General features: G+C 56.5%; 23 protein-coding genes. 7 read left to right on the forward strand and 16 right to left on the reverse strand.

Translation table 11 applies throughout. The features are described 5' to 3' along the window. Positions 1-103 precede the first annotated feature (103 nt). A complete protein-coding gene (locus QMX98_RS09245) occupies positions 104-961 on the reverse strand; it encodes an SDR family oxidoreductase (protein ID WP_282410623.1) in 858 nt (285 codons plus the stop codon). Positions 962-1150: 189 nt separating this feature from the next. On the opposite strand from QMX98_RS09245, the gene exbB reads away from it, so the two are divergent. The 6 genes from exbB to QMX98_RS09275 all read left to right on the forward strand — a co-directional run bounded on the left by exbB (position 1151) and on the right by QMX98_RS09275 (position 8085). Next, positions 1151-2119, forward strand: coding sequence for a tonB-system energizer ExbB (gene exbB, locus QMX98_RS09250; RefSeq protein ID WP_282410624.1), 969 nt, complete (start codon positions 1151-1153; stop codon positions 2117-2119). Between the two features lie 6 nt (positions 2120-2125). Continuing rightward, complete coding sequence (exbD, locus tag QMX98_RS09255; RefSeq protein ID WP_010465232.1) at positions 2126-2554, forward strand: TonB system transport protein ExbD; 429 nt, start codon at positions 2126-2128, stop codon at positions 2552-2554. Beyond that, positions 2551-3306, forward strand: a complete 756-nt coding sequence (locus QMX98_RS09260; protein ID WP_010465234.1) for an energy transducer TonB — start codon at positions 2551-2553, stop codon at positions 3304-3306. Before exbD ends, QMX98_RS09260 begins: the two co-directional genes overlap by 4 nt. A gap of 285 nt (positions 3307-3591) precedes the next feature. Next, positions 3592-4521 carry a hydrogen peroxide-inducible genes activator gene (locus QMX98_RS09265; protein WP_010465236.1) on the forward strand — a complete coding sequence of 310 codons (930 nt, stop codon included), beginning with the start codon at positions 3592-3594 and terminating at the stop codon, positions 4519-4521. Between the two features lie 9 nt (positions 4522-4530). Next, complete coding sequence (gene recG, locus QMX98_RS09270; RefSeq protein ID WP_010465238.1) at positions 4531-6606, forward strand: ATP-dependent DNA helicase RecG; 2076 nt, start codon at positions 4531-4533, stop codon at positions 6604-6606. 78 nt (positions 6607-6684) lie between these two features. Continuing rightward, positions 6685-8085 carry an aminoacyl-tRNA deacylase and HDOD domain-containing protein gene (locus QMX98_RS09275; protein ID WP_077748573.1) on the forward strand — a complete coding sequence of 467 codons (1401 nt, stop codon included), beginning with the start codon at positions 6685-6687 and terminating at the stop codon, positions 8083-8085. Between the two features lie 96 nt (positions 8086-8181). Here the strand turns inward: QMX98_RS09275 and QMX98_RS09280 are convergent, their stop codons facing one another. Continuing rightward, complete coding sequence (locus tag QMX98_RS09280) at positions 8182-9534, reverse strand: delta-60 repeat domain-containing protein (RefSeq protein ID WP_282410625.1); 1353 nt, start codon at positions 9532-9534, stop codon at positions 8182-8184. Between the two features lie 147 nt (positions 9535-9681). Beyond that, a complete protein-coding gene (locus QMX98_RS09285; RefSeq protein WP_282410626.1) occupies positions 9682-10071 on the reverse strand; it encodes a helicase in 390 nt (129 codons plus the stop codon). Positions 10072-10554: 483 nt separating this feature from the next. Between QMX98_RS09285 and QMX98_RS09290 the strand changes: the two genes are divergently transcribed. Further along, positions 10555-10938, forward strand: a complete 384-nt coding sequence (locus QMX98_RS09290) for a DUF6124 family protein (protein ID WP_077748570.1) — start codon at positions 10555-10557, stop codon at positions 10936-10938. Positions 10939-10983: 45 nt separating this feature from the next. On the opposite strand, the gene QMX98_RS09295 is transcribed toward QMX98_RS09290, so the two are convergent. The 13 genes from QMX98_RS09295 to tssM form a co-directional block, all read right to left on the reverse strand. Further along, the gene (locus QMX98_RS09295) at positions 10984-11772 is read right to left on the reverse strand and encodes a lysozyme inhibitor LprI family protein (RefSeq protein WP_234452916.1); all 789 of its coding nucleotides are present in this window, start codon (positions 11770-11772) and stop codon (positions 10984-10986) included. Between the two features lie 17 nt (positions 11773-11789). Further along, on the reverse strand, positions 11790-12269 hold the full coding sequence (locus QMX98_RS09300; protein WP_059181945.1) for a hypothetical protein: 480 nt from the start codon (positions 12267-12269) through the stop codon (positions 11790-11792). 93 nt (positions 12270-12362) lie between these two features. Further along, entirely contained in the window at positions 12363-13601 is a 1239-nt protein-coding gene (locus QMX98_RS09305; protein ID WP_245006788.1) for a lysozyme inhibitor LprI family protein, read from the reverse strand. A gap of 231 nt (positions 13602-13832) precedes the next feature. After that, on the reverse strand, positions 13833-14243 hold the full coding sequence (locus tag QMX98_RS09310; RefSeq protein ID WP_138739042.1) for a hypothetical protein: 411 nt from the start codon (positions 14241-14243) through the stop codon (positions 13833-13835). A 3-nt stretch (positions 14244-14246) separates the two neighbouring features. Further along, positions 14247-14585: a hypothetical protein gene (locus QMX98_RS09315; protein ID WP_221107784.1), complete on the reverse strand. Its 339-nt coding sequence runs from the start codon at positions 14583-14585 to the stop codon at positions 14247-14249. Beyond that, complete coding sequence (locus QMX98_RS09320; RefSeq protein ID WP_245006789.1) at positions 14586-14879, reverse strand: hypothetical protein; 294 nt, start codon at positions 14877-14879, stop codon at positions 14586-14588. Beyond that, on the reverse strand, positions 14876-15091 hold the full coding sequence (locus tag QMX98_RS09325; RefSeq protein WP_282410627.1) for a hypothetical protein: 216 nt from the start codon (positions 15089-15091) through the stop codon (positions 14876-14878). The genes QMX98_RS09320 and QMX98_RS09325 overlap by 4 nt, the downstream gene beginning before the upstream one ends. A gap of 87 nt (positions 15092-15178) precedes the next feature. Then, complete coding sequence (locus tag QMX98_RS09330; RefSeq protein WP_221107785.1) at positions 15179-16132, reverse strand: hypothetical protein; 954 nt, start codon at positions 16130-16132, stop codon at positions 15179-15181. Beyond that, positions 16129-18798, reverse strand: coding sequence for a hypothetical protein (locus QMX98_RS09335; protein ID WP_245006791.1), 2670 nt, complete (start codon positions 18796-18798; stop codon positions 16129-16131). Before QMX98_RS09335 ends, QMX98_RS09330 begins: the two co-directional genes overlap by 4 nt. Before the next feature lie 51 nt (positions 18799-18849). Next, the gene (locus tag QMX98_RS09340) at positions 18850-20892 is read right to left on the reverse strand and encodes a type VI secretion system tip protein VgrG (protein WP_282410628.1); all 2043 of its coding nucleotides are present in this window, start codon (positions 20890-20892) and stop codon (positions 18850-18852) included. Positions 20893-20920: 28 nt separating this feature from the next. After that, entirely contained in the window at positions 20921-21922 is a 1002-nt protein-coding gene (locus QMX98_RS09345) for a serine/threonine-protein kinase (RefSeq protein ID WP_282410629.1), read from the reverse strand. Further along, positions 21919-22647: a PP2C family serine/threonine-protein phosphatase gene (locus tag QMX98_RS09350; protein ID WP_010465258.1), complete on the reverse strand. Its 729-nt coding sequence runs from the start codon at positions 22645-22647 to the stop codon at positions 21919-21921. The genes QMX98_RS09345 and QMX98_RS09350 overlap by 4 nt, the downstream gene beginning before the upstream one ends. Next, entirely contained in the window at positions 22647-26186 is a 3540-nt protein-coding gene (gene tssM / locus QMX98_RS09355) for a type VI secretion system membrane subunit TssM (RefSeq protein WP_083375451.1), read from the reverse strand. Before tssM ends, QMX98_RS09350 begins: the two co-directional genes overlap by 1 nt. Positions 26187-26191: the final 5 nt, after the last annotated feature.

Here is a 26191-nt window from a genome sequence, read left to right on the forward strand (position 1 = left end):
AGGCTTGCCCGCGAAGGCGATGTAACAGCCAACATAGATGTTGGAAGTTATGACGCCTTCGCGAGCAAGCCTCGCTTCTACAGGTATTTTGGACGCATGAAAGTCAGCAGCGGCCTTCGAGAATGGCGGCGTAGCCTTCTCGATAGCTTGGGTACTTCGGCGTCCAGCCTAGGGCCTTCGCCCGGGCATTGCTGCATTGCTTGCTGCCCGTGCGCCGTACGCTCGCGTCGTCAGCCCACTCGGTCACGCCCAGATACTCACGCAACCAGCCCACCACTTCGGCCAGCGGCGCTGGCGCGTCGTCGACACCGATGTAGACGTCATCCAACGCCACCCCGCGTCGATCCGCTTCAAGCAGAAACGCCATCAAGCCCGCCGCGTCATCGGCGTGGATGCGGTTGCCATACAGCGGCGGGTCAACCGCCACGCGATAGCCACGACGCACTTGAGTCAGCAGCCATTCGCGGCCCGGGCCGTAGATGCCAGTCAAGCGCACGATGCTTGCCGGAATGCCGCTCTGGAGTGCCACTTGCTCGGCCTCCAGCATCAATCGACCCGAGTAGCCTGATGCAAGGGTCGGCGAAGTCTCGTCGACCCACTCGCCCTCCTGCTGGCCATACACACTGCTGCTGGAAACAAACAGCAAGCGATTCGGTACCTGCCCGTAGTCGTCGAGCCACTCCAGCACATGCTCCAACCCCTCGACATACGCGGCGCGATAACCGGCTTCATCGTGATTGGTCGCGGCCGCACAATAAACGAGGTAATCCACGGCACCGATTGGCCACGTCTCAGGACAGTCCTTATCGAACAAGTCGCCGGCAACGCCAATGACCCCCTCGGGCAGGCGCGAGACGTCCCGCCTCAGGCCATGAACCTCCCACCCGGAAGCCATCAATTGCGTGGCCAAACGACCGCCGACATCACCACAGCCGGCGATCAACACAGAAGGCGCAGACATCAGAAAACTCCCATCAGAAAGGCAAAGACTAGCGCCGACAATGGACGAGCGGCTAGCAATGAAGGAAAAAAAGATACTCTATTACTTTTGTTAACAAGAATTACTTGCAATAATGCACGCCACTTTTGTTCTCGGCCTTACGAGGCCTGGAAGAGCATTTACCGTTTTTCTATTTCAGGTCCGGCCAGCATGACACGCAATCAATTCCCCGCTTCGCCAACCAAACGACCTCGCGCCTGGAGCGCAGTGGCCGCCCTGCTGCTCAGCCTGATGCTGGCACCGACCGCCGCTTTCGCTGACGTACAAGCTCCGGCCACTCCGGCCGCCACCGCTGCTCCAGCCCCGGCTGATCATGCCGCCCCCGCCGTTGCACCCGCCGCAACCGACCCGGCTCAGGCAGTAGATGCCGAAGACGTCCCTGAAGTTCTCGAAGCCGACAACACCCTGGGCATGGCCCACGACCTGTCGCCTTGGGGCATGTACCAGAACGCCGACATTATCGTGAAAATCGTGATGATCGGTCTGGCCATCGCCTCGATCATCACCTGGACCATCTGGATCGCCAAGGGCTTCGAGCTGATGGGCGCCAAGCGGCGTCTGCGCACTGAAATCGTCCACCTGAAAAAAGCCACCACCCTTAAAGAAGCCAGCGCCACCGCCACGAAGCAAGGCACCCTCGCCAACCTGCTGGTGCATGACGCCTTGGAAGAGATGCGATTGTCTGTCAACAGCCGCGAGAAAGAAGGCATCAAGGAACGTGTTGCCTTCCGTCTCGAGCGTCTGGTTGCAGCCTGCGGTCGCAACATGAGCAGCGGCACCGGCGTGCTCGCCACCATCGGTTCCACCGCGCCATTCGTGGGCCTGTTCGGCACCGTGTGGGGCATCATGAACAGCTTCATCGGCATCGCCAAAACCCAGACCACCAACCTCGCCGTCGTCGCCCCCGGCATCGCCGAAGCCCTGCTGGCCACCGCGCTGGGTCTGGTTGCGGCGATTCCTGCTGTTGTGATCTACAACGTCTTCGCCCGCTCCATCGCTGGCTACAAGGCGCAAGTGTCCGATGCCTCGGCTGAAGTCCTGCTGCTGGTCAGCCGCGACCTCGATCACCTGCCGACCGCCGAGCGCTCCGCGCAACCCCACATGGTCAAAGTAGGGTAATCAGCCATGGGCTTGCATTTGAAAGAAGGCGCAGACGACGATCTGGCCGAGAACCATGAAATCAACGTCACGCCGTTCATCGACGTGATGCTGGTGCTGTTGATCATCTTCATGGTGGCCGCTCCGTTGGCCACCGTGGACATCAAGGTCGACCTGCCCGCCTCCAGCGCCAAACCGGCGCCGCGGCCAGAGAAGCCGGTGTTCCTCAGCGTCAAGGCTGACCAGCGCCTGTTCCTCGGTGAAGACGAAGTGAAGGCCGAAGCACTTGGCGCCACCCTCGACGCCAGGACCCAAGGCAAGAAAGACACGACGATCTTCTTCCAGGCCGATAAAGGCGTGGATTACGGCGACCTTATGAGCGTGATGGACAATCTGCGCTCCGCCGGTTACCTGAAGGTAGGTCTGGTCGGGCTCGAGACGGCAGTCAAGAAATGATCACGACGCGCCATAAGCTGACGCGTTACAGCGCGAGCCTGGCCGTGGTGCTGGGCGTCCATGCACTGGCTATTGCGCTGGCGCTGAACTGGACGTCGCGCCCACCCATCGAGCTGCCTCCGCAGGCGATGATGGTCGAGTTGGCGCCGGTTCCGGCCCCACCACCTCCGGCACCGCCGAAGGTGATAACGCCGCCACAGCCACCGGCCCCGGTGGAAGAACTGCCGATCCCGAAACTGGCTGAAGTGCCGAAGGCCGAGATCGTTGTGCCGAAGCCGGTCAAACCCAAGCCGAAGCCGAAGCCGCAACCACCCAAGCCTGTGGAGAAAAAGCCGGAGCCGCCGAAGGAGAAACCGTCAGAGGAGAAACCTAGCGACGCGCAACCGACCCAGGCACCGACGGAGAAATCCGCGCAACCAGCACCGGGCCCATCGCCTGCACAACAGGCTGCCAAGGCCAGCTGGGAAGGCACTTTGCTCGCGCACTTGGGCAAGTACAAAAAGTACCCGGTGAGTGCACAGAATCGGGGCAAGCAAGGCACCAACCGTCTGCGCTTCATCGTTGATGGCGAAGGTAATGTGTTGTCGTACGAACTGGTGAGCCGCTCAGGCACCGCCGATCTGGACCGCGCTACCCTGGAAATGATCCGCCTCGCCCAACCGCTGCCCAAGCCACCGGCGGACATGCTGACCAATGGCACCATCGAAATCACGGCGCCGTTCCTCTACTCACTGGAAAAACGCCGCCGCTAAACGCAACACAAAACCATTGCAGGAGTGAGCCTGCTCGCGATCAGGCCACCACATTCAACCTTTTTGGTAAATGTATACCGCTATCGCGAGCAGGCTCACTCCTACAGGGGCCTCCTCCAGCAGAAAAGTCCATGATCATGCAGAGAAGGCACCGAAAGGTGCCTTTTGTGTATCTGCCAGCGGCAAACCGGCATTACCCAGTGTCACTCTGCACACTCACTCTGATAACGTGCGTCTATCGATTGCAGCCGTTATGCTTGGCGCGCAACTTCATGGACGCTTGCTATGACTCTCACAGAATTACGCTACATCGTTACCCTCGCCCAAGAGCAGCATTTCGGCCACGCAGCCGAGCGTTGCCACGTCAGTCAGCCGACCCTGTCGGTGGGCGTGAAAAAGCTTGAAGACGAACTCGGTGTGCTGATTTTCGAGCGCAGCAAGAGTGCCGTGCGCCTGACTCCGGTCGGTGAAGGCATCGTTGCCCAGGCGCAGAAAGTCCTGGAACAGGCCCAAGGCATTCGCGAACTGGCCCAGGCTGGCAAAAACCAGCTGACCGCTCCGCTGAAAGTCGGCGCGATCTACACTGTCGGCCCGTACCTGTTTCCGCACCTGATTCCACAACTGCACCGGGTCGCCCCGCAGATGCCGTTGTACATCGAAGAAAACTTCACTCACGTACTGCGCGACAAACTGCGCAACGGCGAGCTCGACGCAATCATCATCGCCCTGCCGTTCAACGAAGCCGACGTGCTGACCCTGCAGCTCTACGACGAGCCGTTCTACGTGCTGATGCCGGCCCAGCACCCGTGGACGCAAAAAGAATCCATCGACGCCAGCCTGCTCAACGACAAGAGCCTGCTGCTGCTCGGCGAAGGCCACTGCTTCCGCGATCAAGTGCTGGAAGCCTGCCCGACCCTGGCCAAAGGCAACGACGGTGCCAAGCACACCACGGTGGAATCCAGCTCTCTGGAAACCATCCGCCACATGGTCGCGTCCGGCCTGGGCATTTCGATCCTGCCGCTGTCGGCCGTCGACAGCCATCACTACGCCCCCGGCGTGATCGAAGTGCGCCCACTGACGCCTCCGGTGCCGTTCCGCACCGTGGCCATTGCGTGGCGCGCGAGCTTCCCGCGTCCGAAAGCCATCGAGATTCTCGCTGACTCCATTCGCCTGTGCTCGGTGGCCAAGCCGCAAGCACCGGTGGTTGCGGCCTAAGTCGCTGCCATGACCGAGTTGTCGCAAGTGTCGGTCACGGCACTCAAGGGTGTCGGCGAGGCCATGGCCGAGAAACTGGCCAAGGTCGGCCTGGAGAATCTCCAGGACGTGCTGTTCCACCTGCCGCTGCGTTATCAGGACCGCACTCGCGTGGTCCCGATCGGCCATTTGCGACCGGGCCAGGACGCCGTGATCGAAGGCACCGTCAGCGGCGCCGACGTGGTCATGGGCCGTCGCCGCAGCCTCGTCGTGCGTCTGCAAGACGGCACCGGCGGGCTCAGTCTGCGCTTCTACCATTTCAGCAACGCCCAGAAAGAAGGCCTCAAACGCGGCACGCGGATTCGCTGCTACGGCGAAGCCCGGCCCGGCGCGTCGGGGTTGGAAATCTACCACCCGGAATACCGCGCCATCACCGGCGACGAGCCACCGCCGGTGGATGAAACCCTGACCCCGGTCTACCCGCTCACCGAAGGCCTGACCCAGCAGCGCTTGCGCCAACTGTGCATGCAAACCCTGACCATGCTCGGCCCGACCAGCCTGCCCGACTGGCTGCCGACCGAACTGGCCCGGGACTATCAACTCGCGCCGCTGGCCGATGCGATCCGCTACCTGCATCACCCGCCCGCCGATGCCGATGTCGACGAACTTGCCCTCGGCCATCACTGGGCGCAGCACCGTCTGGCCTTTGAAGAACTGCTGACCCATCAGCTATCCCAGCAACGTCTGCGCGAAAGCATGCGCTCCCTGCGCGCGCCGGCGATGCCGAAAGCCACCAAACTGCCGGCGCAATACCTGGCCAATCTGGGCTTTACGCCAACCGGCGCACAGCAACGAGTCGGCAACGAAATCGCCTACGACCTGAGCCAGCACGAACCGATGCTGCGACTGATTCAGGGCGACGTCGGCGCGGGCAAAACCGTGGTCGCGGCCCTCGCCGCGCTTCAGGCATTGGAGGCTGGTTATCAGGTCGCATTGATGGCGCCCACGGAAATTCTCGCCGAGCAGCACTTCATCACCTTCAAGCGCTGGCTCGAACCGCTGGGCATTGAAGTCGCGTGGCTGGCCGGCAAGCTCAAGGGCAAAAACCGCGTGGCCGCGCTGGAGCAGATCGCCAATGGCGCACCCATGGTGGTCGGCACTCACGCGTTGTTCCAGGAGGAAGTGCAGTTCAAGAACCTCGCACTGGCAATCATCGACGAACAGCACCGCTTCGGCGTGCAGCAGCGCCTGGCATTGCGGCAGAAAGGCGTCGGCGGGCGGATGTGTCCGCATCAGCTGATCATGACCGCCACGCCAATTCCACGAACGCTGGCCATGAGCGCCTACGCCGACCTCGACACCTCGATCCTCGACGAACTGCCGCCCGGCCGAACCCCGGTCAACACGGTATTGGTCACCGATACCCGGCGTGTCGAAGTCATTGAGCGCGTGCGCGGTGCCTGCGCCGAAGGGCGTCAGGCCTATTGGGTGTGCACGCTGATTGAAGAATCCGAAGAGCTGACCTGCCAGGCCGCCGAAACCACTTACGAAGACCTCACCGCCGCGCTCGGCGAGCTGAAGGTCGGCCTGATCCACGGCCGCATGAAGCCCGCGGAAAAAGCCGCCGTCATGGCCGAATTCAAGGCCGGCAATTTGCAGCTGCTGGTTGCGACCACCGTGATCGAAGTCGGCGTCGATGTGCCGAACGCCAGCCTGATGATCATTGAAAACCCCGAGCGCCTCGGCCTCGCGCAGTTGCACCAATTGCGCGGCCGCGTCGGTCGAGGCAGCGCCGCCAGCCATTGCGTGCTGCTCTACCATCCGCCGCTGTCGCAGATCGGCCGTCAGCGCCTGGGCATCATGCGTGAAACCAACGACGGTTTTGTCATCGCCGAAAAGGACCTCGAACTGCGCGGCCCCGGTGAAATGCTCGGTACGCGCCAGACCGGCCTGCTGCAATTCAAGGTCGCCGACCTGATGCGCGACGCCGATCTATTGCCCGCCGTACGCGACGCCGCCCAGGCATTGCTGGAGCGCTGGCCGGATCACGTCAGCCCGTTGCTCGACCGCTGGCTGCGCCATGGGCAGCAATACGGCCAAGTGTGAGCACCGTCGCAGTTTGTGGACGATGCTTTTAAACAAGCTGGTTATACTCCTGCAATTGTTTGAATACGGATACAGACCATGACTGAAGCTGCCCTCGCCCCGGAACCCCTGCACGCTCCGTCTGTTATTCGGTTGCTGCTGGGCAAATTGGGCATTGCCTACGAAGAAGTCCTCGATCATCACGGCCTCAACGCCTCGCGCAAAGTGCAGGCGGTTCTGGTGGACGACGCCGTCGGCGCCTTGATGGTGCTGTTCCCGCAAAGCCAGTTGCTTGACCTCAATCGCCTCGCCGAATTGACCGGTCGCCGCCTCACCGCAGTGCCCACCGAACGCCTGGTGAAAATGCTCGGCAAGCACAACCTGAGCCTGCTGCCTGGCCTGCCGGCGCTGACCAGTTCGCCGTGCCTGTACGAAGAAAGCCTGCTGCGCGAACCGAAGTTACTGATCAACTCGGGCGAGCCGGGCCTGCTGCTGGAAATCACCAGCGAAGATTTCAAAAGCATGCTGACCAAGGCCAGCGCCGCCAACTTCGGCGAGAACCTGACCAGCATCCGCCCCAACCTCGACCGCCCCGACGATGACCGCGAGGAAATCACCCAGGCCGTCCAGGCGTTCACTGCGCGACGCATCCAGCAACGCCTGGAAGCCACCATCGAGATTCCGCCGCTGGCCGAGACCGCGCAGAAAATCATCAAGCTGCGCGTCGACCCCAACGCCACCATCGACGACATCACCGGCGTGGTTGAAACCGACCCGGCGCTGGCGGCCCAAGTCGTCAGTTGGGCCGCGTCGCCGTACTACGCCTCGCCGGGCAAAATTCGTTCAGTGGAAGACGCGATCGTGCGCGTCCTGGGTTTCGACCTGGTGATCAACCTGGCGCTGGGCCTGGCCCTGGGCAAAACCCTGAGCCTGCCCAAAGACCACCCGCAACACACCACGCCGTACTGGCAGCAATCGATCTACACCGCCGCCGTCATCGAAGGCCTGACCCGCGCCATGCCCCGCGCCCAGCGCCCGGAAGCCGGCCTGACCTACCTCGCCGGCCTGCTGCACAACTTCGGCTACCTGCTGCTGGCCCACGTCTTCCCGCCGCACTTCTCGCTGATCTGCCGTCACCTGGAAGTTAACCCGCACCTGTGCCACAGCTACGTCGAGCAACACCTGCTCGGCATCAGCCGCGAACAAATTGGTTCGTGGCTGATGCGCTACTGGGACATGCCCGACGAACTGGCCACTGCGTTGCGCTTCCAGCACGACCCAAGCTACGACGGTGCCTACGCTGAATACCCGAACCTCGTGTGCCTGGCCGTACGCCTGCTGCGCAGCCGCGGCATCGGCTCCGGTCCGGACGAAGACATCCCCGACGCATTGCTGGAGCGCGTAGGCCTGACTCGCGACAAAGCCAACGACGTCGTCAGCAAAGTCCTCGAAGCCGAAGTCCTGCTGCGCGAACTGGCTTCGCAATTCAGCCAAGCCTAAAAGCATCGCGGGCAAGCCCACTCCCACAGGATTCACGCAATCCCTGTAGGAGCGAGGCTTGCCCGCGAGGAATCCAACTCGGTCTATCTGAGTGAATCAAGCCAGATAGCGCAACATCCATCCGCCCTTAAAGCTCGGCAAAGGTTCACCGTCTCCCCACAGGCTTCCGCAAATAACAATGCGTCCATCAGCCATTAATGCCATGTCCAATGCGTGCTCAAACCCTTTCTCACCGTCAAAAACAGCAAAGCCTTTACCGGCATTGAATGTCATGTCCAATGAGCCGTCAGAAAGATAACGCGCCGTCACCACTGCCATCTCCTCAGAGACGAAGCCTTGCCCGGTGCTTCCGGTGACACTGATTGATCCATTGGCGTGCAACGCACAGCGCGCCCAATCCTGCCCCTGCGGCACCAACTCAGAAAAAAGGGCCCGTCCGTTGTTAAAAGGAAGATTGTAGGACCCACTCTTGTTTAAAACGACGATCACCCCGTTTTGAACGTCCTTCCCTCGCGAATTCCCCACCGCAACAATCCTGCCGTCACTTTCTCTAACCGTGATGGCGCTCAACATCATCCAGCGAGGACTCGGAATGGTCACCGCAAGGCCGCCATTAAACGTGCGGTCTACTTGTCCCAGTGAGTTGAAGCAAGTTACGAAGGCTCCCATGGATTCGTCCTGTTTCACGTACATGCCAGTCACCAATATCTGGCCGTCTGCCTGAACCGCAACACCTTCGGCACCGCTCCATTCATGCTCGACACCTGGGAGTTCGACAATCGCGAAGCCAGTCCCGGCAAACGTCAGATCGGGCGAGCCGTCTGAATTACGCCGCAGCACAATTCCCTTCGGTTTTCCGGAAGTGTTGATAACGGAACTGACCAGCACGATCTTGCCATCCGACTGCTCAACCACAGAGACTCCGCTGTTGCCAGAGACCCGGGAGCGTCCTGCCGAAGTCTTTTCGCCATGGCGGCCAGCAACCTCCAGCGTCACCCCACTGTGCTGGGGACTACCCAAATCATCATAAGGAATGAAGAGTTTTCCATCGCCATTCAAGGACGTATCCAGTCGGCCATCCTGAAACTGCCGCACGATGAGCAAACCGCCACCGCTGAACGATATGTATTGGCCAACGATCAGCCACCCACCATTAGCCAGAGGCGTGAGCCCGAATACATAGATGTCACTATCTTCGAAAGGCACTTCAACAAAGCCACGCTGCGCAGTGCCAAATGAGCGATCCAGCGTCCCGTCTTCATTCAGCCGCGCAACTATGACCGGAACGTTGAACGCTGTAGGCCTCATGGCAACAAGCGTTTTGTTGTCATCCAATGGGAGAACCGCATCGGGGAATCCGTACACTTCAGAGAGCGGAAAGTCCAAAACACCAGAACCGTTAAATGTCGGATCGAGGCTTCCTGAGTTGGCTGGTTTCAGCTGGTTCATGATTTTGCTCCATCAAGGTGAGTGGAATCCGCTATGGACCTCCCTCCCCGAGTAGAGCATTCACAGTCACCCTATCGCGCCTGTAAAAACTGACAGTTCTATTGTCCTCTTGAGCCTAAATGATGACAGCGTGAGCCAGCACTGGATTTATGAACGAACAGCAGCAGGCTTCTTCTTCGGCTTCAAATACTTGGTCAACCCCTGAAACCAGATCACCAACGCCGGATTGCCCTTGATCTGAATCGACTTGTCCTGAATCCCCGTCATAAACGCCAACTGCTTGTTCTTCGCCTGCATCGTGGCAAAGCCATACGCCGCGTCTTTAAAGGCAATCGCAAACGCCGGCTCGGCATACATGCCCGACTTGCTGGTAATGCGCTGATCCTTCACAAAGAAATGCCGCGCCACTTTCCCGTCCAGGGTCTGTAGCTGGAACACCAATTCCTTGTCACCCAACTGCTGCTGAAACGCAGGATTAGTCCGACTGGCCTTACCCATCAACAAACCCAGCATCCACAGAAGAAAACGAAATTTCATGCGCACAGCCTCAAGAGAAAAGTGAACGGCCGGCGCAGTGTAGCGGCTTCAAGCGAGAACGCCACTGTTGTGCAGCGATAGAAGAAGATGCCGTGGTTTTTGACGCTGATGACTACCAAGTCATTGACGAAACGAGGGTGTTTAAAAGCGTGGAAATTTTGAGCTTTCTACGCTCGACTCCATCGGACATTTCCTTCAACACGTGGTGCTGTTCGTGAACTAGGCAGCCGTGCGCTTCATCGATAGGCTTTGTTCGTCACCGCAAAATCGGTGACACGGACGTGCAAGTCCGGCGGGATACACAATGGTTATGGCAATTCATCGAGCATTTTCCTATGCTCGCGAACCGTTATGGCAGTTGTGTATGGGAGACCTTCGGGTCTGCCGGGTAATCCCGCCGGTCTTGCACACCTATGCACAGCTGCCACCTCTTTCGAAGTGCAAGCGAAACGGTGTCGGCTCCATAATTACGGGATAACACTTATGATCAAGCCAACACCTAATCCACCACAAAACGAAGCCACCTCCCCCTACGAATCCCTCGATTCGAAGAAACTCCACGAAGCCGCCGAACGCGCCCTCAACCACCATTTCGCCCCACCACCCGGCGACAAACCCAAGCCTCGCAAAGGCAACCTCTTCGCCGTCTCCCCCGATATCGACACCGAAGCCCTCCTGGCCAACGCCTCGGAAGACCTGCTATCCATCAGCGCCATCGCCGCCAACCTGGCCGACGACGTGGACGGAGCACGACGCTCCTTAGCTTTAGCGCTTAGCAGATTGGCGGATGGGGTCCGGTTGTTGGTGGAGCGAGCGCTGGATCACATTGATTCGCCGAATCCGGCGGAGCATCGGGGGAAGGTGTAAGCAGGAACAAGGAGCGCGCCAACATTGGCGCGCTCCTAAAGATTTCTACAGTGCGAAATCCGAGACTTCAGTAAGCATCCAACATTGCCCACGCACGAAGCGATACTCAACCACGTAGTCCGTATCAGGCTTTTGCAAAATGGCCGTCGCCTTATCCCCTCTCTGCTCTTTGACGGTTAGCATCAAACCTTCAGCCTCTCGCTTCGCACGCTCAGGCACGAGTGGAAACTTGATCTGATCGTCCTTCAGCGAACGCTTTTCTTGTCGCGGCTCCGGCTCAGCATTCACCGTCACCACAAAAGTTAGGGGCCGTTGGACGAAGACCTTTTGAATGGCCGCACTCTCAGAGAAGGAAGCGAGAAAAGTGTTGAAGTCAGAGGATGGGCAGACAACGTCAGCAGTTTGAGCGGCTGGACCAGCCGAAATGTCAGGTGCAATCTTGTCCAGATAAACCGAACGCTCTCGGCTCATTCCCGTGATGCAACTGTTCACTGTCGTGACATAAGCAGGCTTGCCGGGCTCAAGCTCAAACGCCTCAAGATGGCAATTCGCATCGCGAAGCTTAATCCACGCACGCTGCGACTCCTTCACCTTCACCGCATACGTCGCCCCCAATTCGGGATTGGCTTGATACTGGGTTTCGAGCCGCGCCAGCAGTTCGTGATAACTCGTATTCAACTGTGAATCAGCACCAGCCTTCGACGCTTCAGAGCACTTATCAATTTGTAGGCTTGTCATGATCTCGTTGCACTCATCCTGAGCAAACGCCGTTGAAACCGGCAGAGCGGCCTGGAAAGTCAGCGCACAAAGAATGCTGAAAAAAAAGCGTTTCACTGTCTTCTATCCTTGATCTATTCAGATGAAATCCGAGCAACCGAATCAGGGGAGAGATCGGTGACACAAAGCTTTGGCTCATTCATTTCCCAGTAGGTGCTAAGCAGAGCTCTCTTGTCGCGCTCTACCCGCAGATTGGAGAAATCGTCGCCACAAGCTGGAGTCAGCTCCTTGAAAAAACCTGCTTCGGGCTGGTAAACAAAAATCCTGTGAATGGTGTAGGTGCCCATTCCGTCATCGATCTGCCAGACCGCAAAATCCTTTGCACCGTCGAAATTGAAATCGTCTATTTGCACATGCAGTTCGTTTTCAGCTTGAAAATCGATTGTCCGAGATTCGCTTTGGGTATCGCTTTTAACAGCGACCGTTAACATTGAGCCTTCCAGCACGAGCGTCGCTTCGACGTTTTTGGTTGGGCTGAAAGTGGTTGCCTCGGCAAATACCGGTGCCGTCCACAGCAGGCCGAGCAATGAAATGGCTAAATACTTGAATCGCATGTGCTCGCCCTACTCTCACTTCCATTCGGTTTCCAAAAAAGAGTCGGAGGCCATCTGAGCGCCCTGAGACACCAACTCATAGATTCCATTCCTTTAACGGTTCATGGGTAACTGAAAACGCATCCGCACAGCGCAATAAGCGAGGTCTTCACGAAACAAACGAAAACTCATCTCGCACTGTCCGTCCGCATACTGCTTCCAAACCGGATCGTCGAAGTCACCCCCTCCGAGCAGATTGATCGAGGCCTTCAGACCGCTTTCGCGATCCTGCCCTGCCATCAACGAAGCAGCTTTGTAAAAGCCATCATTCGGCATACCTGTCTGTAGATAAATGAGCTCACCCAACCGGGCAGTGGTTGTCTGCGCCAAGCACGTAAGCTTATCGATGGGCGCCTCCGCTCCCGGCAAAACCGCTTGATACAGATCCTCGCAATACGCTTCCTTGAAGCGCACCCATCTTCTTTGCACATCGGTGAGTTGCTTCCTGTCTGCGGGAGACAAGCTGGCCAGGGTTTTCTTGTATTGCTCATTCAACACAGCGTCGACTTTTTCGAAGCTTTGCTGGCCGCAAATGATCAAATCGGGATTGGTAAAGCTGTCAGGGTTGCAGGTTTCCTTTGCGATAGCGGATACACTTGAAGCAGATGAAGCATTCCCCGCAGGAAGCTTAGCCTTTTCCGAGGTGCTGGAAACGCAATTTGACAGGCAGGCCAGCGCCAGCAGATTCGGCTCATCACTTCCAGCAAATAGGTAAGTTGCAGCCCCGACACGGGTTCCGGCTCTATACACGGGAACACTTACAGCCAAGGATTTGGAGGGGACGGAGATGGCTGGGGCTTTCGGCACCACTACCACGTTACCTTCAACATCTCCACACAGTGCCTGCATAGCTGATTCGCTGAAAGGCACGCCACTTCGCGGAGTAAATAATTTGAAGTCAGGTCGGCAATCGTAGCCGTGCCAGTAAGGCCCTGACTGTTTGGCGGTATCTAATGAGAAGATGTAAATCCTCTGTAGATCAATCTTTCCACCCTCGTATCCAAACACCACCCAGCGACGGGACCGAGCCCTGGAAATATTTTCATTAGCCAGAATGTATTGACTGCCATCCCGATAGAGTTCAAACGAATTGAAAGCTCCAGTCGGCTCCGCCGTGTCAGATAGCATCTTGCCGGACCCGGCATCCAATATAAAACCATTACTATCTAGCACCACCGAGCAATTAATCGTGACATTGCCATCCTGCGTACACGATTGCAGGTTGTGAACAATCGGTTCAGCGGCCACAATCGAAGGACATAAGAACACCCCCAACCAAAACAACTTACTCAATACTACTTCCTTTTATTGATGCAGACACTTGTAGAATATCGAACAAATTAATTTATAGTTCGAAAACACAACTAATAAAACAGTCAAAACTACCCGACCGCGACCACATAACCCTCAATCTAAAAGAGTAATCTTTATTCACCAGACTCACATTCAATCAAGGAGACGGATTAATTTGATGCTCGTCCTCATCAGAGATGAAGACAGCTAAACTAATCCGACTCCACTCGGTTATTTCCCTGCTTCGGAACAGCTCAGATCTTTAATCACCGTCGCCACGACAGGAATGACGCAGCTTCTGCGCTGCTCACCGGTTGGCTGCAGAGGGGTAAGACTCAGTGTCAAATGGATACCGTCAGCTTTCACCGAAATATCTTCGAAACCAGCATCGGCAAAATCCGAACCAAATTTTTTACCTTCAAAGGTACAAAAATTCGAAGAAGACAAAACTTTCCAATTTTTCTCAGGGCTAATCACCTGAACTTCAAGACAGCTTTTACCAAATATTTTTACATATCTGACGACATTATCGCCAACACGACCGGCTCCGACCTCTGAGACCGGGCCGATATCTGGTATTTCCGCCGCTGCGTGCCCCATGTAAAAAGCACAAAATAACGGTATCCACTTCGAAAACTTCATAAATCACCTAAGATAATCATTGAACCGATCTTCAGGCACATTGCCCCATTTTGAACGATCGCCTATTACACCTGAAAATGCAGACAAATTATTGTCAGTCATATGCCTTTGAATAAGAGCCCTCGAATCGCCAGTGTAGTCACCTCGATAAATCAAATCGATTGCCATATCCTGAATTTTTGGATTTGTCGAATCCCAGTTCAAACGACCGTAAAGGTTAATAGCATCGGACTTATCCGATATCCTAATAACTTCGCTCTTTAAGGAAAAGGGGACGGATTTATTTATTGGCGACCGCATCATCATAAATAAATCCGTCAACTTTTCACTTTCAACCTCCACTTATCTTGACTCACCTTCATACAGCTTCGTTTCTGAATTAAAGCGCCAAAGATGGGGAGTAGTCAGCGGCATTCCATCTCTGTGCATAATTTGATCTTGTTTATCTCTATTATATGAATGGATCTGAATATCTTTATATGGAGTATTCTCTGGATGGCTATCTACAACTTTTACATCTGCAAAGTAATCACCTTCCACATTCCTCAGAAAGCCTTGGCACTGGACAAAAAATCCGTAAGTAAAATCACCACTGGAACCCGCGCTAGAATATGAAAGAAAAATAAAGTCCTTCACTCCATCACCAATGAAGTCTTCGTTATAGACGATTTCCCTTCCTCAATTGAAAATTTCTCATCCTCAACCCGTGAAAGCAAATCGATTGTGCGTGAGTCTTCGGTCCACTGCGATAAAAAATGCTTAGGCCCTTCCGTGGGATAACAGACATCTACAGGGGCAGCGCCAGCAGCAGCAGTAGCAAACAAAGCAAGAACAAAAAAGTACTTCATATATAAATTCGCTCTTTTCGAATTTGCTGCGAGACAGGCCAAACCTCCACATAACTGTGAAAGCTTGCCCCCCCTTCCATCTGCAATTCAATAAACTGTTAAAGGAAACATGAAGAAGCTATATTTTTTATTATCACCAGATTTTGATATCCACTCGCCTTTATAGCCATCACCATCTGCCTTACCAACAAACTGAGCCCGCGGGCTTTTTCCACCAGCTGCGTACTCAGTCAATTTCATGCTTCCTGCTTCGACACATCCATCAAAAACAATTTTCTCGGAGGAGCTCTTATATTTATAACTCCCTTCACTAGCACATGAAGTATTTTTTATGTCGCCGAGAAACCAGGTACTTTTGGAAACTCTTCCGACATACGTGATGGCCGTGCCATCAGACTTCAGCTTGCAGTTCGAATAACAAGCCATCTGAAAAAAATCGGGCTTATCCGTGTCGAAAAACAAATACGTAGCTGAATCGGCTGTTTCCCCTGCGCTATAAACAGGGATATTTATAGCGATATCTACACCCATGGACGTATCAGGCGTTTCTTTTCTTAGCTTCAGACTATTTCTGGCAGCTTTTCCACAAAATGCGCTTACTGCCGACTCACTAAATGCTTGATCCTTTGCATTGATTAGACTTCCTTCGCCGGCTCGGCATTCATATCCATACCAAGCAGCTACCGATGCCGCTGAAATGACCTGAGAAAAACTGTAGATCCTATCGACCACAACTTGCTGCTTACTGTAGGAGAACACTACCCAGCTACGGGACTTAGAGGATGAAAAGTCCAAATGCTCCAGAACATATTTATCACCATATATATAAAGCCAGTTAGCGCTCATCATCCCCGTATCCTCAGAGATTTCTGATAGCTTTTCACCTGTAACAGCATCAACTAAAAAACCGTCTTCATTGAGTACAACTTTGCAAGCTTGTGATTTTTCTTTACCGGCGCACGAATCATGACTGGGAAAAAATGGCTTCGCGTAACTTAAGGAGGGAACCAGAACGGCTAAAATCAAAACTAAAATCTTCAATTTTTAATTCTCTCTAAAAGATTTTCAAATTTTTGGGCATAAAATGCAATTACGTTTTTCTTGTCAGTCCCATTAATGATTCGACGAGCCGTAACATAATTTTTATTTCCAGGAGATAAATGCGCAGCAAGTGTCTCTCCTGCTTTGAATACCCCGCCCTTCATTCCGCCAATCATAATTCTAGTTGCATATTCTAACTCTAAAGCCAAATCTGGATTATTTGTAAAATCTATCCCCAAGGCTGCAGAAAACTTTTCATAGTTAGCTTTCCAGGTTATCTGACTAAGCCCACGACCCCGATACTTGTAGCCATCACCAATTTCAGTATTATGATAGTCCCTCGCCATAGCGGCCCTACGCCCTGTGGGGCCAGAACCGTAATCTATTTCAGCTTTTTCTTCACTGATTTTTTCAGCAATAGGGGCGAAGAAAACAACGCGATTAAAATCGTATGCCTCCACACGAATTGTGGCTAACATATAGGCCAAGTAAACATCATTGCACTCATCAAAGTACTCACCCCACAACTTCATCATCATCGCCAATAGCTTTTTCAGATTTTCTTCTGACTCTTGATTCAGAGAATAAGCCAGTGAAACATGAGTCACGTTGTCGTCTTCGAACCAGCCAAATACATGCCGATGTTCTTTTTTGTACTCTTCAACGAACTTCTCTATATTTAAGCACCCGCAAGAATACTTCATACAATTTGATATCAAGCCAACAGGGTGAATATGCTGTACGCTAGTAGTAGCAGTTATTCCATGCTGCCCAACCAACTTCGCCCACCAACTTAACCGTTCAATTCGTACCTTTTCTTCTACCCAAGCTTTATGAGGGTCAGAATCGCTGTGGCCAATAATTTCATCCAGGGCATCCCAGTTTTCTTTTTTGTAGTCCCATTCATTCTCATAACGCGTCACCATCTGCGATATGGGTTGAGAGAACCACGGTTTGCCCAACGCCTCCGCAATTTCAGACGGCGCCAGCTTTTTATCCCCATTCCTGTCGAGAATCTTGTACAGCGTCTCGCTAACAGAACCAGCGAGGGCGACCTCTACATTCGGAAGATACGATTCACGCTCTTGTTCATCGAGCCTATCTTGGGCATGCAGAAAAGCTGCTAGGTGGTCGACATTGCTCGTGGTTTCGTCAATAAAGTTGAACCCATTCCATTCAAAAGGAGAGTGCCGCGAGATCACTGTGTCGGGTTCTGCAAACCATCCATCAATTCCATTACCGTCTTTGTCACCTAATAACCCATCTAGGCGCCACCAATAGGTGGTGGAGGTCGATGTACCCATCACAACAGATTCTTTGATTTTCTTCTCCGCTGGCAATGCTTCAAGCAATCCAACAGGAATATAGAAGTCATACCCCACTTTATTACCTGGATCTGCTGCTTTAGGAGGGGTCGCGGCATTCATGTGTGGAGCATGAGTAACTAACCACGTGTCTACTGGTATCTTGACTAATGTCTTTTCAGCAGCGGGTAGGCCGACAGCCTTTTCTTTACTTTTACTAGTAAAAGATTTCACGTCCTCACAGCTGAAAACTTCGAGATGTAATAAATTCTTCGGGGCGGCATCTGCATGGGTCTGGTATTTTCCAACATGCCCCAACACCTCACCGGCCCTAACTTTGAAGGCCTGAGCCAGTGGAACTACCTGCCCAATAGGGGCATGGGGCTCGTTCTTGGCCTCCAAATCTTCAAGCCAAACAAATCCAGGCAGTTTACCGTCGCCACCAGCCTTTAGAACTGGAATAGGCTGACCGCTTACGATCTCTACCAGCTTGCGATATTGTCTTGCGGCTTGTTCGTCGCTAATCCTAATCTGCGTACCCGCCGGTAAAAACGCGATCGGTTGCCCACTGCTAGTAGCATCGCGAACGTTAGCGCCGCTCTTTTGGTCTGGAGGAGCGTCTTTTGCTTCCTCTCCTACCAGATAGCTCTCACCCCCCAGATGTTTCATTTGCCCCTTAAATACCCATCCAGTGTTGACAGCCAAGCTTGGGAACTCAGGAGTGACGCTTACTACTTCAAGCCAGTTTTGGTTAGACGGTGCCGGTTTGGTGAGAATCTTAGTGCCACGGGGTAGTACGGCCAAAATGGGTGTTTGAGACGAATTTCCTTCACGAACCCTAAGCCCCAATGATTTGGTTCGAAGATTTTCCTTTACTTGATAAAGGCCTTTCCCCCAGAAACCCGGTGGTTTAAGCGTAGGATTCGTTTTATAGGTTTCCCAATCAAGTAGGTGCATATAGAGACTGAAGAAAGTCAGGCTCGGCCCAGTTGCAGCAGCCGCACCGGTAGCAGGAGCTGGCGTAGAAGGTGACGGAAGTTCAAGTCGATGCTTCACCAGCACAAACCCCGTCGAATAAACCGAGTGCGCCGAGCCAAAATCAGAAGTCGGATATTTCTCGTCAATTCGGTATGCGACGACCTCTCCATCAGCGATGCATCTGACCTCCGTCAAATCCTTCACCAACCCCGAAGCTTCATCGAAGTGAACACCACCATGCCAAAGGCCATTTGCCCCCAATGGGTAGTAACCATCTTTAGCTTTGGCTAACGCTTTGTAGAACTGCTGCGGATCGGTCGCTTCGGCTGTCCCTACTTTCAGGGGATACGACCATTTTTGAATTTTGTTTGTTGTCTCTGTCATTACCAATTACCTGAATTCTGATCCCTGGTGGCTTGGATTGCCGTCAATGTCTTACCCGGAAAAATTGAGCATTCGTTTCGGTTTGCGTTTGACCTGTTCCTCAGGCGCATTCCCCAACGCCTGATCCATCAAACTCCCCGCCTTATCCTTATCCGCAGCCCCCGGCAACACCGGCGGCTTAATTCCAATCCCTGTCCCGCTCCCTGCCGAACCACCCGCATTAATCTTCACCACCGGCCCAACAACGGTCACACCACCGGCATCCAGCTTGATAAAGCTCCCTCCCCCCAAAATGGTGAGTTCGCTGCCAGCTTCAATAACAATCTTCGCCCCAGCCTTCAGATGAATCTCTTTCCCGACACTCGTCAGCTGCGCAGTCCCCAGCTTCACATGCTGGTTCTGCCCAATCGTCAGATGATCATCCACCCGCACTTCACTCTTGCGATCAGCAATCGTGGTGCGGTGTTCTTCGGCTTTCAGTTCGGTGTAGGTGTTCTTGACCACTGTGTCGTGGCGTTCGTTACCCACGCGAATCTTCTGATCATGCTCAATGTTTTCATCCCAATCCCGCTGCGCATGGATGAAGATCTGCTCGGCCCCTTTCTTGTCTTCAATCCGCAGTTCATTAAACCCACCGCCCCCGGGGGAGCTGAGGGTTTTGAAGACGGTGCGAGTCTTGTTCGCCGGCAATTCGTAGGGGACTTGGTTTTCCTTGTGATACAGGCACCCGGTCACCAGCGGTTGGTCGGGGTCGCCTTCGAGGAAGGTGACGAGCACTTCCATGCCGATGCGCGGGATGACGATGGCACCGTAGCGATCCCCGGCCCAACTCGAAGACACGCGCATCCAGCAACTGGTTTTGTCGTCGGCCTGGCCTTCGCGGTCCCAGTGGAATTGCACTTTGATGCGGCCGTACTGATCGCAGTGAATTTCTTCGCCCTTGGGCCCTGTGACCATGGCGGTCTGGCTGCCGAGGACGCGGGGTTTCGGGTGTCCCAGCGCGGGGCGGTAGAAGACGTTCCATGGGGTGGCGAGGAAGCGGTTGCGGTAGCCCTGGTGGAAGTCGTCTTTGTTGTCGGTGGTGTCGCTGGTCACGGACTCTTCGAGGACTTGCGGTTGTTTGCCTTCGTGGACGATTTCGGTGAGTAGCCAGAGGTCGTTCCACTCGGTGCGCGGGTGGTCGGACATTTCCAGGAAGTGGCCGCTGATCAGCCTGGTCTGGTCGCCGTGGCCTTCGGCTTGCTGGTAGTCGGCGCGGTGGCGTTCGAGGGCGCGTTGGCTGAGAAATTTGCCGCGCGCGCGGTCGAGGAAGCGGCCAGGGTAGTCGTAATCTTCCAGATCCGGTTCGGTGCTTTCGCCGTCGGGTTTGTAGGCGGCTTCGAGTTGCAGGCGCGGTTTTTCGAAATCGTAGTCGCGGCGCGTGACGCGGCCGGTGCGGGTTTCGAGGCGCAGTTTGAAGCCTTTGATGACGGGCTCGTCGGCGACCATGCCGCTGCCTTGCACATACGCGGTTGGCTGGCCGAGCTTCGGAAATACGGTCTGGTCGTCGCCGAAGACCAGCAGATGGCCTTTGTCGCTGTGCTGGAAGTGGTAGTGAATACCTTCCTCTTCGCACAGGCGCTGGACGAAGTGCAGGTCGGTTTCGTCGTACTGCACGCAGTAGTCGCGATCCGGGCACGGCTGGCTGAGCTGGAAGCGGTAGGCGTTGCCCTTGATGCCGTGCTCGTCGAGGATCAGCGCGATGATTTTCGGCGCGGACATCTGCTGGTAGATGCGCTGGTTGGTGCGGTGATGCAGGTATTGCAGTTGCGGCACCAGGGAGATTTTGTAGCGGGTCAGGCGCTTGCCGGCGTCACCTTGGGCGACGCGGTAGATCTGGCCGTGGATGCCGGAACCCTGTGGATCGAACGCCAGGAACGCCTGTTTGTGCAGGAGTTTTTCCAGGTCCAGATCGGGGTTTTCGCTGACCAGTTCGAGGTCGAAGCGATACGGCTGGCTGATGCCTTCAGTGCCGGTGAACGACAGCACTTGCAGGTCGCCCACGTAGTCTTCAACAGTGAGGCTGAAGTGGGTTTCGTTAGCTGAGTTGAACATTGCTTGCTCCCTGTTCGGTAGTCATCCGTTACGCCCGCAGTCGCAGGCGTTGCAGCAAAGACGAAGTGGCGCCCAGGGCGTCACGCAGTTGGGCGGCGGTGATGGTGCGCTTGGCCGCATCGAAAGCCAGCGCCGTTCGCAGGGCTGGCCAGCAGTGTTTCGGTAGATTCCGTGGAGCGTGCAGTTCGCGTTCGAGGTGGCCGTCGCGGGCTTCGGTCGACGGCAAGCGGCGGAACGGGTGTTTGCCGCCCGCCAGTTCGTAGAGCACGCAGGCCACGCCGTAGACATCTGCACTGGCCGACAGCGGTTGACCTTCAAGCAGTTCGGGGGCGGCGTAGCCCGGGGTCCAGGCGTTGAAGCGGTCGCGGCTCAGGTGTGGCAAGCCAGGCAGGATGCCCTCTTCAGCCTGGCCGAGGCCGAAGTCGAACAGGCGCACGCCTTCTTCGCTGAGCATCACGTTGCTCGGTTTCATGTCACCGTGCAGCACGCCGCGAGCGTGGGCGTAGGCCAGCGCGTCGAGCAGCGGCAGCGCGATGTCGCGCAGTTCTTTCCACGGCAGGCCCAGGGGGCGCTCGCAGAGTAATTTGTCCAGGGTCAGCCCACGCATGAGTTCCATGGTGATGAAGGCACGCTGGCAGTCGGTGTCCACTTCAAAGGTGTGCAAACGCAGCACGTTGTCGTGGCGCAGTCGTCGGGTCAGGGCGAACTCGCTGTAGAGCAAGGCACTGGCGTCCGGCGATTCGGCAAATTCTTCGCTGAGGATCTTCAGCGCTATGTAAGGGTCGGGATCGCCGAACTGTTCGCTCAGCAAGTCCCGTGCGCGGTAAACCGCGCCCATGCCGCCGGCACCGAGCAGACGCTCGATGCGGTAACGGCCTGCGAGCACGTCGGGCATTTCGCCGATGCTGGCCTTGGTTGGCGCCAGCGCGGGCTCAGCTTTATGCGACTTGGCGAACGCGAAGTAAGTCAGGTTATTGGCTTCCTCGTCGGTCACCAGCAGGTCGTCGAGCGGCGGCATGAGTTGGGTCATTGTCGGATCACCACGGCAGTCAGGTTGTCCCGGGCCGAGCCACGCAAGGCGCCGTCGAACAGACGCTCCAGCGCAACGTGCGGCGCGGTCAGGCTCAGGGCGTTGCCCAAGGCATCGCTGCTGAGTCCTTGGTACAAACCGTCGCTGCACAACAGAAACGTATCGCCGGGGTAGACCTCGAGTTCGAGCACGTCCAGCGTCAGCACATCAGCCGCCCCGACCGCACGGGTCAGGGCATGGGCCGACGGATGCGCACGGGCGTCCTCGACGCTCATGTTTTGCTCGTCGATCAGTTGCTGTTGCAGCGAATGGTCCTTGGACAGCTGATACAAACGCTGGCCGCGCCACAGGTAGCAACGGCTGTCGCCGGCCCAGATACAGGCCGCTCGATTGCCTTCCACCAGCAGCGCCACCACGGTGCTGCCCATGATGCTGTCATGGCGCCCGGCGGTGACGGTCAACTCCTGACCCAAGCGGCGATTCAACCAGTGCAGGCACTGGCGAATACCTTTGAGTCGTTCGTCGAAGTCGTCCTGCACCGGCAATTCCGCCAGGCTGGCGACGATCAACTGGCTGGCGATGTCGCCACCCTGATGACCGCCCATGCCGTCCGCGACCACCCACAGCCCCTGCTGTGGACAGTCGAGGAAAGCATCTTCGTTGCGCGCCCGAACCTTGCCCGGATCGGTACGCGCAGCGCTGCGCCAGGGACTGGCAACCAGCATCAGAGCTGCACCGGCATACGGAAGGTGCGCAGCACGCCCATGTCGAACGGGTTCGGCGTGCGCTGGCTGCTGAGCAGGTAATTGGCGCGCAGGCCACCCACGTCAGCCTTCAGGACCATCACGTCGCGACCGTTCAGGTACTCGGTCTGCATCAGGTCGAACAGACGGAACAGCGACCACGGGCCGGTGTTCTTCTCGATGCCGATCGGACGGCCAGCCATTTTGTCGAGGACCAGGCTGGTGCGACCGTCTTCAGCGTCGGTCGGCCATTTGAAGGACACCGGCACGATCGGGCCGTGACGGTATTCGATGGTCTTGTCGCCAAACTTGAACTCGGAACGGCTGACAGCCGGGTCGAGGGTGTACGGCTCCAGTTTGAACTGCACTTGCGGCTCGGCCGGGTTGACCGAGAAGAAGCTCTGGCGGATCACTTGGGCCGCGGCCATCTGGTCGAGGTAGACCTTGGAGATCGGCATGCTGTGACCGTCGATGGAACGCAGACGGTAATTGCCTGGATCGCCACTGACGAACGGACGCATGTAGGTTTCGAAGAAGCGATCGTTGATGCCCTGCGCCTTGAAGAACTCGCGGAAGTCGCTGATCGCGACGTCGCTGGTGCTGTGGGCGCTGAACGGGTAGCGCTTGTTGATCGCCTTGCCGTAGAAGCTGTACAGCTCGCTCTGATAACGCTGGTTCAGGTACTGGTAGGAATCGTTCAGCACCAGACGCCAGGTGTCTTCGGCCAGCACGTTGAACCAGACGCTGACGGGACGCGGCAGACGGTTCGAGGCATTGCGCAAGTTGCTCAGCGCATCACGCTGGCCGCTCATGCGAGTCTTGGCCATTTCGAACGCGGCCTGATCCGGGGAACTGGCACGCGCCAGGCTCGCCAGTTGCAGTTGCAGGTCGTTGAGCGCCGTCAGTGCCGGGGTCAAATCAGCGGCCGGGCCGTTGTTGTCATCCAGCAGACGGTGCAACGGTTCGAAGCGGCGTTGCAGGGATTTCTTCGCGGTATCCGGCAGGTTTTTGATCGCCGCCATCTCCGAAGCCTGGTCCGCTGCGGCAGACGCCAGTTTGCCCAGCTTGCCCAATTTGCCTTTCTGATCGGCCAGTGCTCCAGCGGCTTCAGCCGCTTGCTCAGCCGGTTCGGCTTCTGCCGGGAACCGGGTGTTCTCGCGCACTTCCACCAGCAGTTGCAACACCGGGGAATTGGCCGAAGTCAGGCCCGCCAGTTGCTCGGCGCCCTCGCCCGCATCGTTGATCGGTGGCAGGGCAACCTGGCCGACCGCCTCACTCCAGAAGTTGGCGTAGTCGCGGAAGTACAATTGCTCCAGTTCGACCATCAGGCGACGCAAGTCCATGCCGCTGATGCCCGCGCCTTCGCCCAGTACCCAGTTGTCACGCAGGATATCGGTGACCAGCGCGCTGCCCTGGACCGAGAAATACTGCTGGTAACCCTGCTGGGTGTAGAACCCCGGGATCACGTAATCGGTGCCGACAAATAGCGAAGCCTGCGGACCGATGTGTTGGCTCAAACGGTATTCCGGCAGGTTGCGGGCCTGCTCGCGCAGCATCCGGTAAACCACGTTGGCCAGCGACTCGCTGCGCAATACCTGACGCGCTTGGGCCACCAGTTGATCGTTCAGCGGGTAGATAAACGGCTGCTTGAGCAGACGCTCGAAGTGCGTGTTCAAACCGTTCTGCACCGCGGTGTTGCCGGCGTAACGCTGGGACCAGTCAGTGGCGACCCAATCCTTGAGCCATGCCGCATCGCGACGATCCTTCATGTTCAGCATCAGGTACGCGCGCAGGCTGTTGAGCAAGCGTTCGCGGTCCTTCATGTTGGCGCGGATCTGCCCTTCCAGCAGCGTCGCAACCTTCGGCAGCAATTGCGCTTCGAGCTCACGTTCGTAGGCGTCCTTGACCACCGGATTGACCTCTTCACCTTGGTACAGTCCGCCACGTTCGTGGTAGGACACGTCACCTTTTTTCGGGAAGACCTGGGTCGCCGCATAGCTGGTGTCGAGGGTCTTGAGCACGGCCATGGAATCATCACGCGCGGTCAGGGCCGAGCGCTGCTGAGTCCAGTTGGTCGCCAGGTTGCGCAGGTTTTCCAGACGCTCGTAGTTGGCGGAGAAACCGCCGGCCCAGAGCATGCCGAACAGTGCCAGTGCCGCCAGTGCGCCCACGTAAAGGGCACGTTGCCCCCAATGGATGCGGCTGCGTTCGCGCTTGTCCAGACCGGCCAGGTCGGCCTCGGGGAAAATCACCCGGCTGAGCAAATGGTGAATGAACCGCGAACGGCCACTGCGCAAGGTCGGCAGCATGCCGGCGCTCATGCCCAGACTGGCGCCGATGCCGGCGGTGGTCTGGTCCATCTCTTGGGTCAGGTGCGGGGCGCTGGTCAGGTAGAAACCACGCAACTGGCTGACACGCTGGTAGCGGTTGCCGGTGAACGCCATGTCGACGAACAGGCAAAGGCGCTCGCCGATCTGCCCCAGTTGATGCGGGAAGTCGAGGATGCGGCCACGGCGCTGGGTATCGCGCTCCTGGTGCATGCGCATGATCACCTGGCTGTTCAGGCGACGCAGCAGCTCTTCGAACTCGGCGCGCAGAACGGCAACGTCAGTGCCGCTCTGCTCTTTGCGGAAGCTGGTGCCGAGCACCTGATCGCTTTCTTCACGGGTCAGTTGATCGAAAAACTCGTCGAAACCAAGCAGCTTGTCGGCCTTGCTCAGCACCAGATAAACCGGCACATCGACATGCAGTTTCTGATGCACGTCTTGCAGACGCGCACGCACCTGGCGAGCCAGGGTGTCGAGGTCCTGCTCGGTGTTGCCCAGCAGCAATTCAACCGGGATGGTCACCAGCACGCCGTTCAACGGACGGTTGCGGCGACGCTTGCGCAGCAGGTCGAGCAAGGTGCTCCAGGCACTGCCATCGACTTCGGCATCCGGCTGGGTCAGGTAACGCCCGGCGGTGTCGATCAGCACACCGTGGTCGGCGAAGTACCAGTCGCAATGACGGGTGCCGAGGGTGTCGCGGGTCAGCTTGCGGTCGATCTTGTTGATCGGAAACTCAAGGCCCGAGAAGTCCAGCAGGCTGGTCTTGCCACTGCCCTGCGGGCCGATCAGCAAGTACCACGGCAAGTCACTGCGCCAGCGTTCGCTGCGACCGCGATACAGACTCGAGGTCTTCAGGGTTTTCAACGCATCCTTGAAGCGCACGCGAAGTTCTTTCTGCTCTTCGTCGATCAGCTCTTCACGGCGGATACGATCCTGGCCGTCTTCGGTGTCTTCGATAGCCTTTTTGCGTACGCCAGCGCGCCAGCTGACGAAGACCATGGTCAGGCCCCAGATCAGGAACAGCACACTGATGGTCAGCAGGCGGGAGGTCGAACCTTCCCAGAACTTGTAGTCATCAACGGCCAGCAGCGGCCCGACAAACCACACCAGCAGCGCGACAAACAGCACCACCAGCAAGGTCCAGACCCAGGTCTTGCGCAAGAATGCGCCGACTTTCTTGAAAAACTTTTTCATCACAC

It is taken from the genome of Pseudomonas sp. PS02303 (assembly GCF_029959925.1).
Taxonomy (GTDB): Bacteria; Pseudomonadota; Gammaproteobacteria; order Pseudomonadales; family Pseudomonadaceae; genus Aquipseudomonas; species Aquipseudomonas mandelii.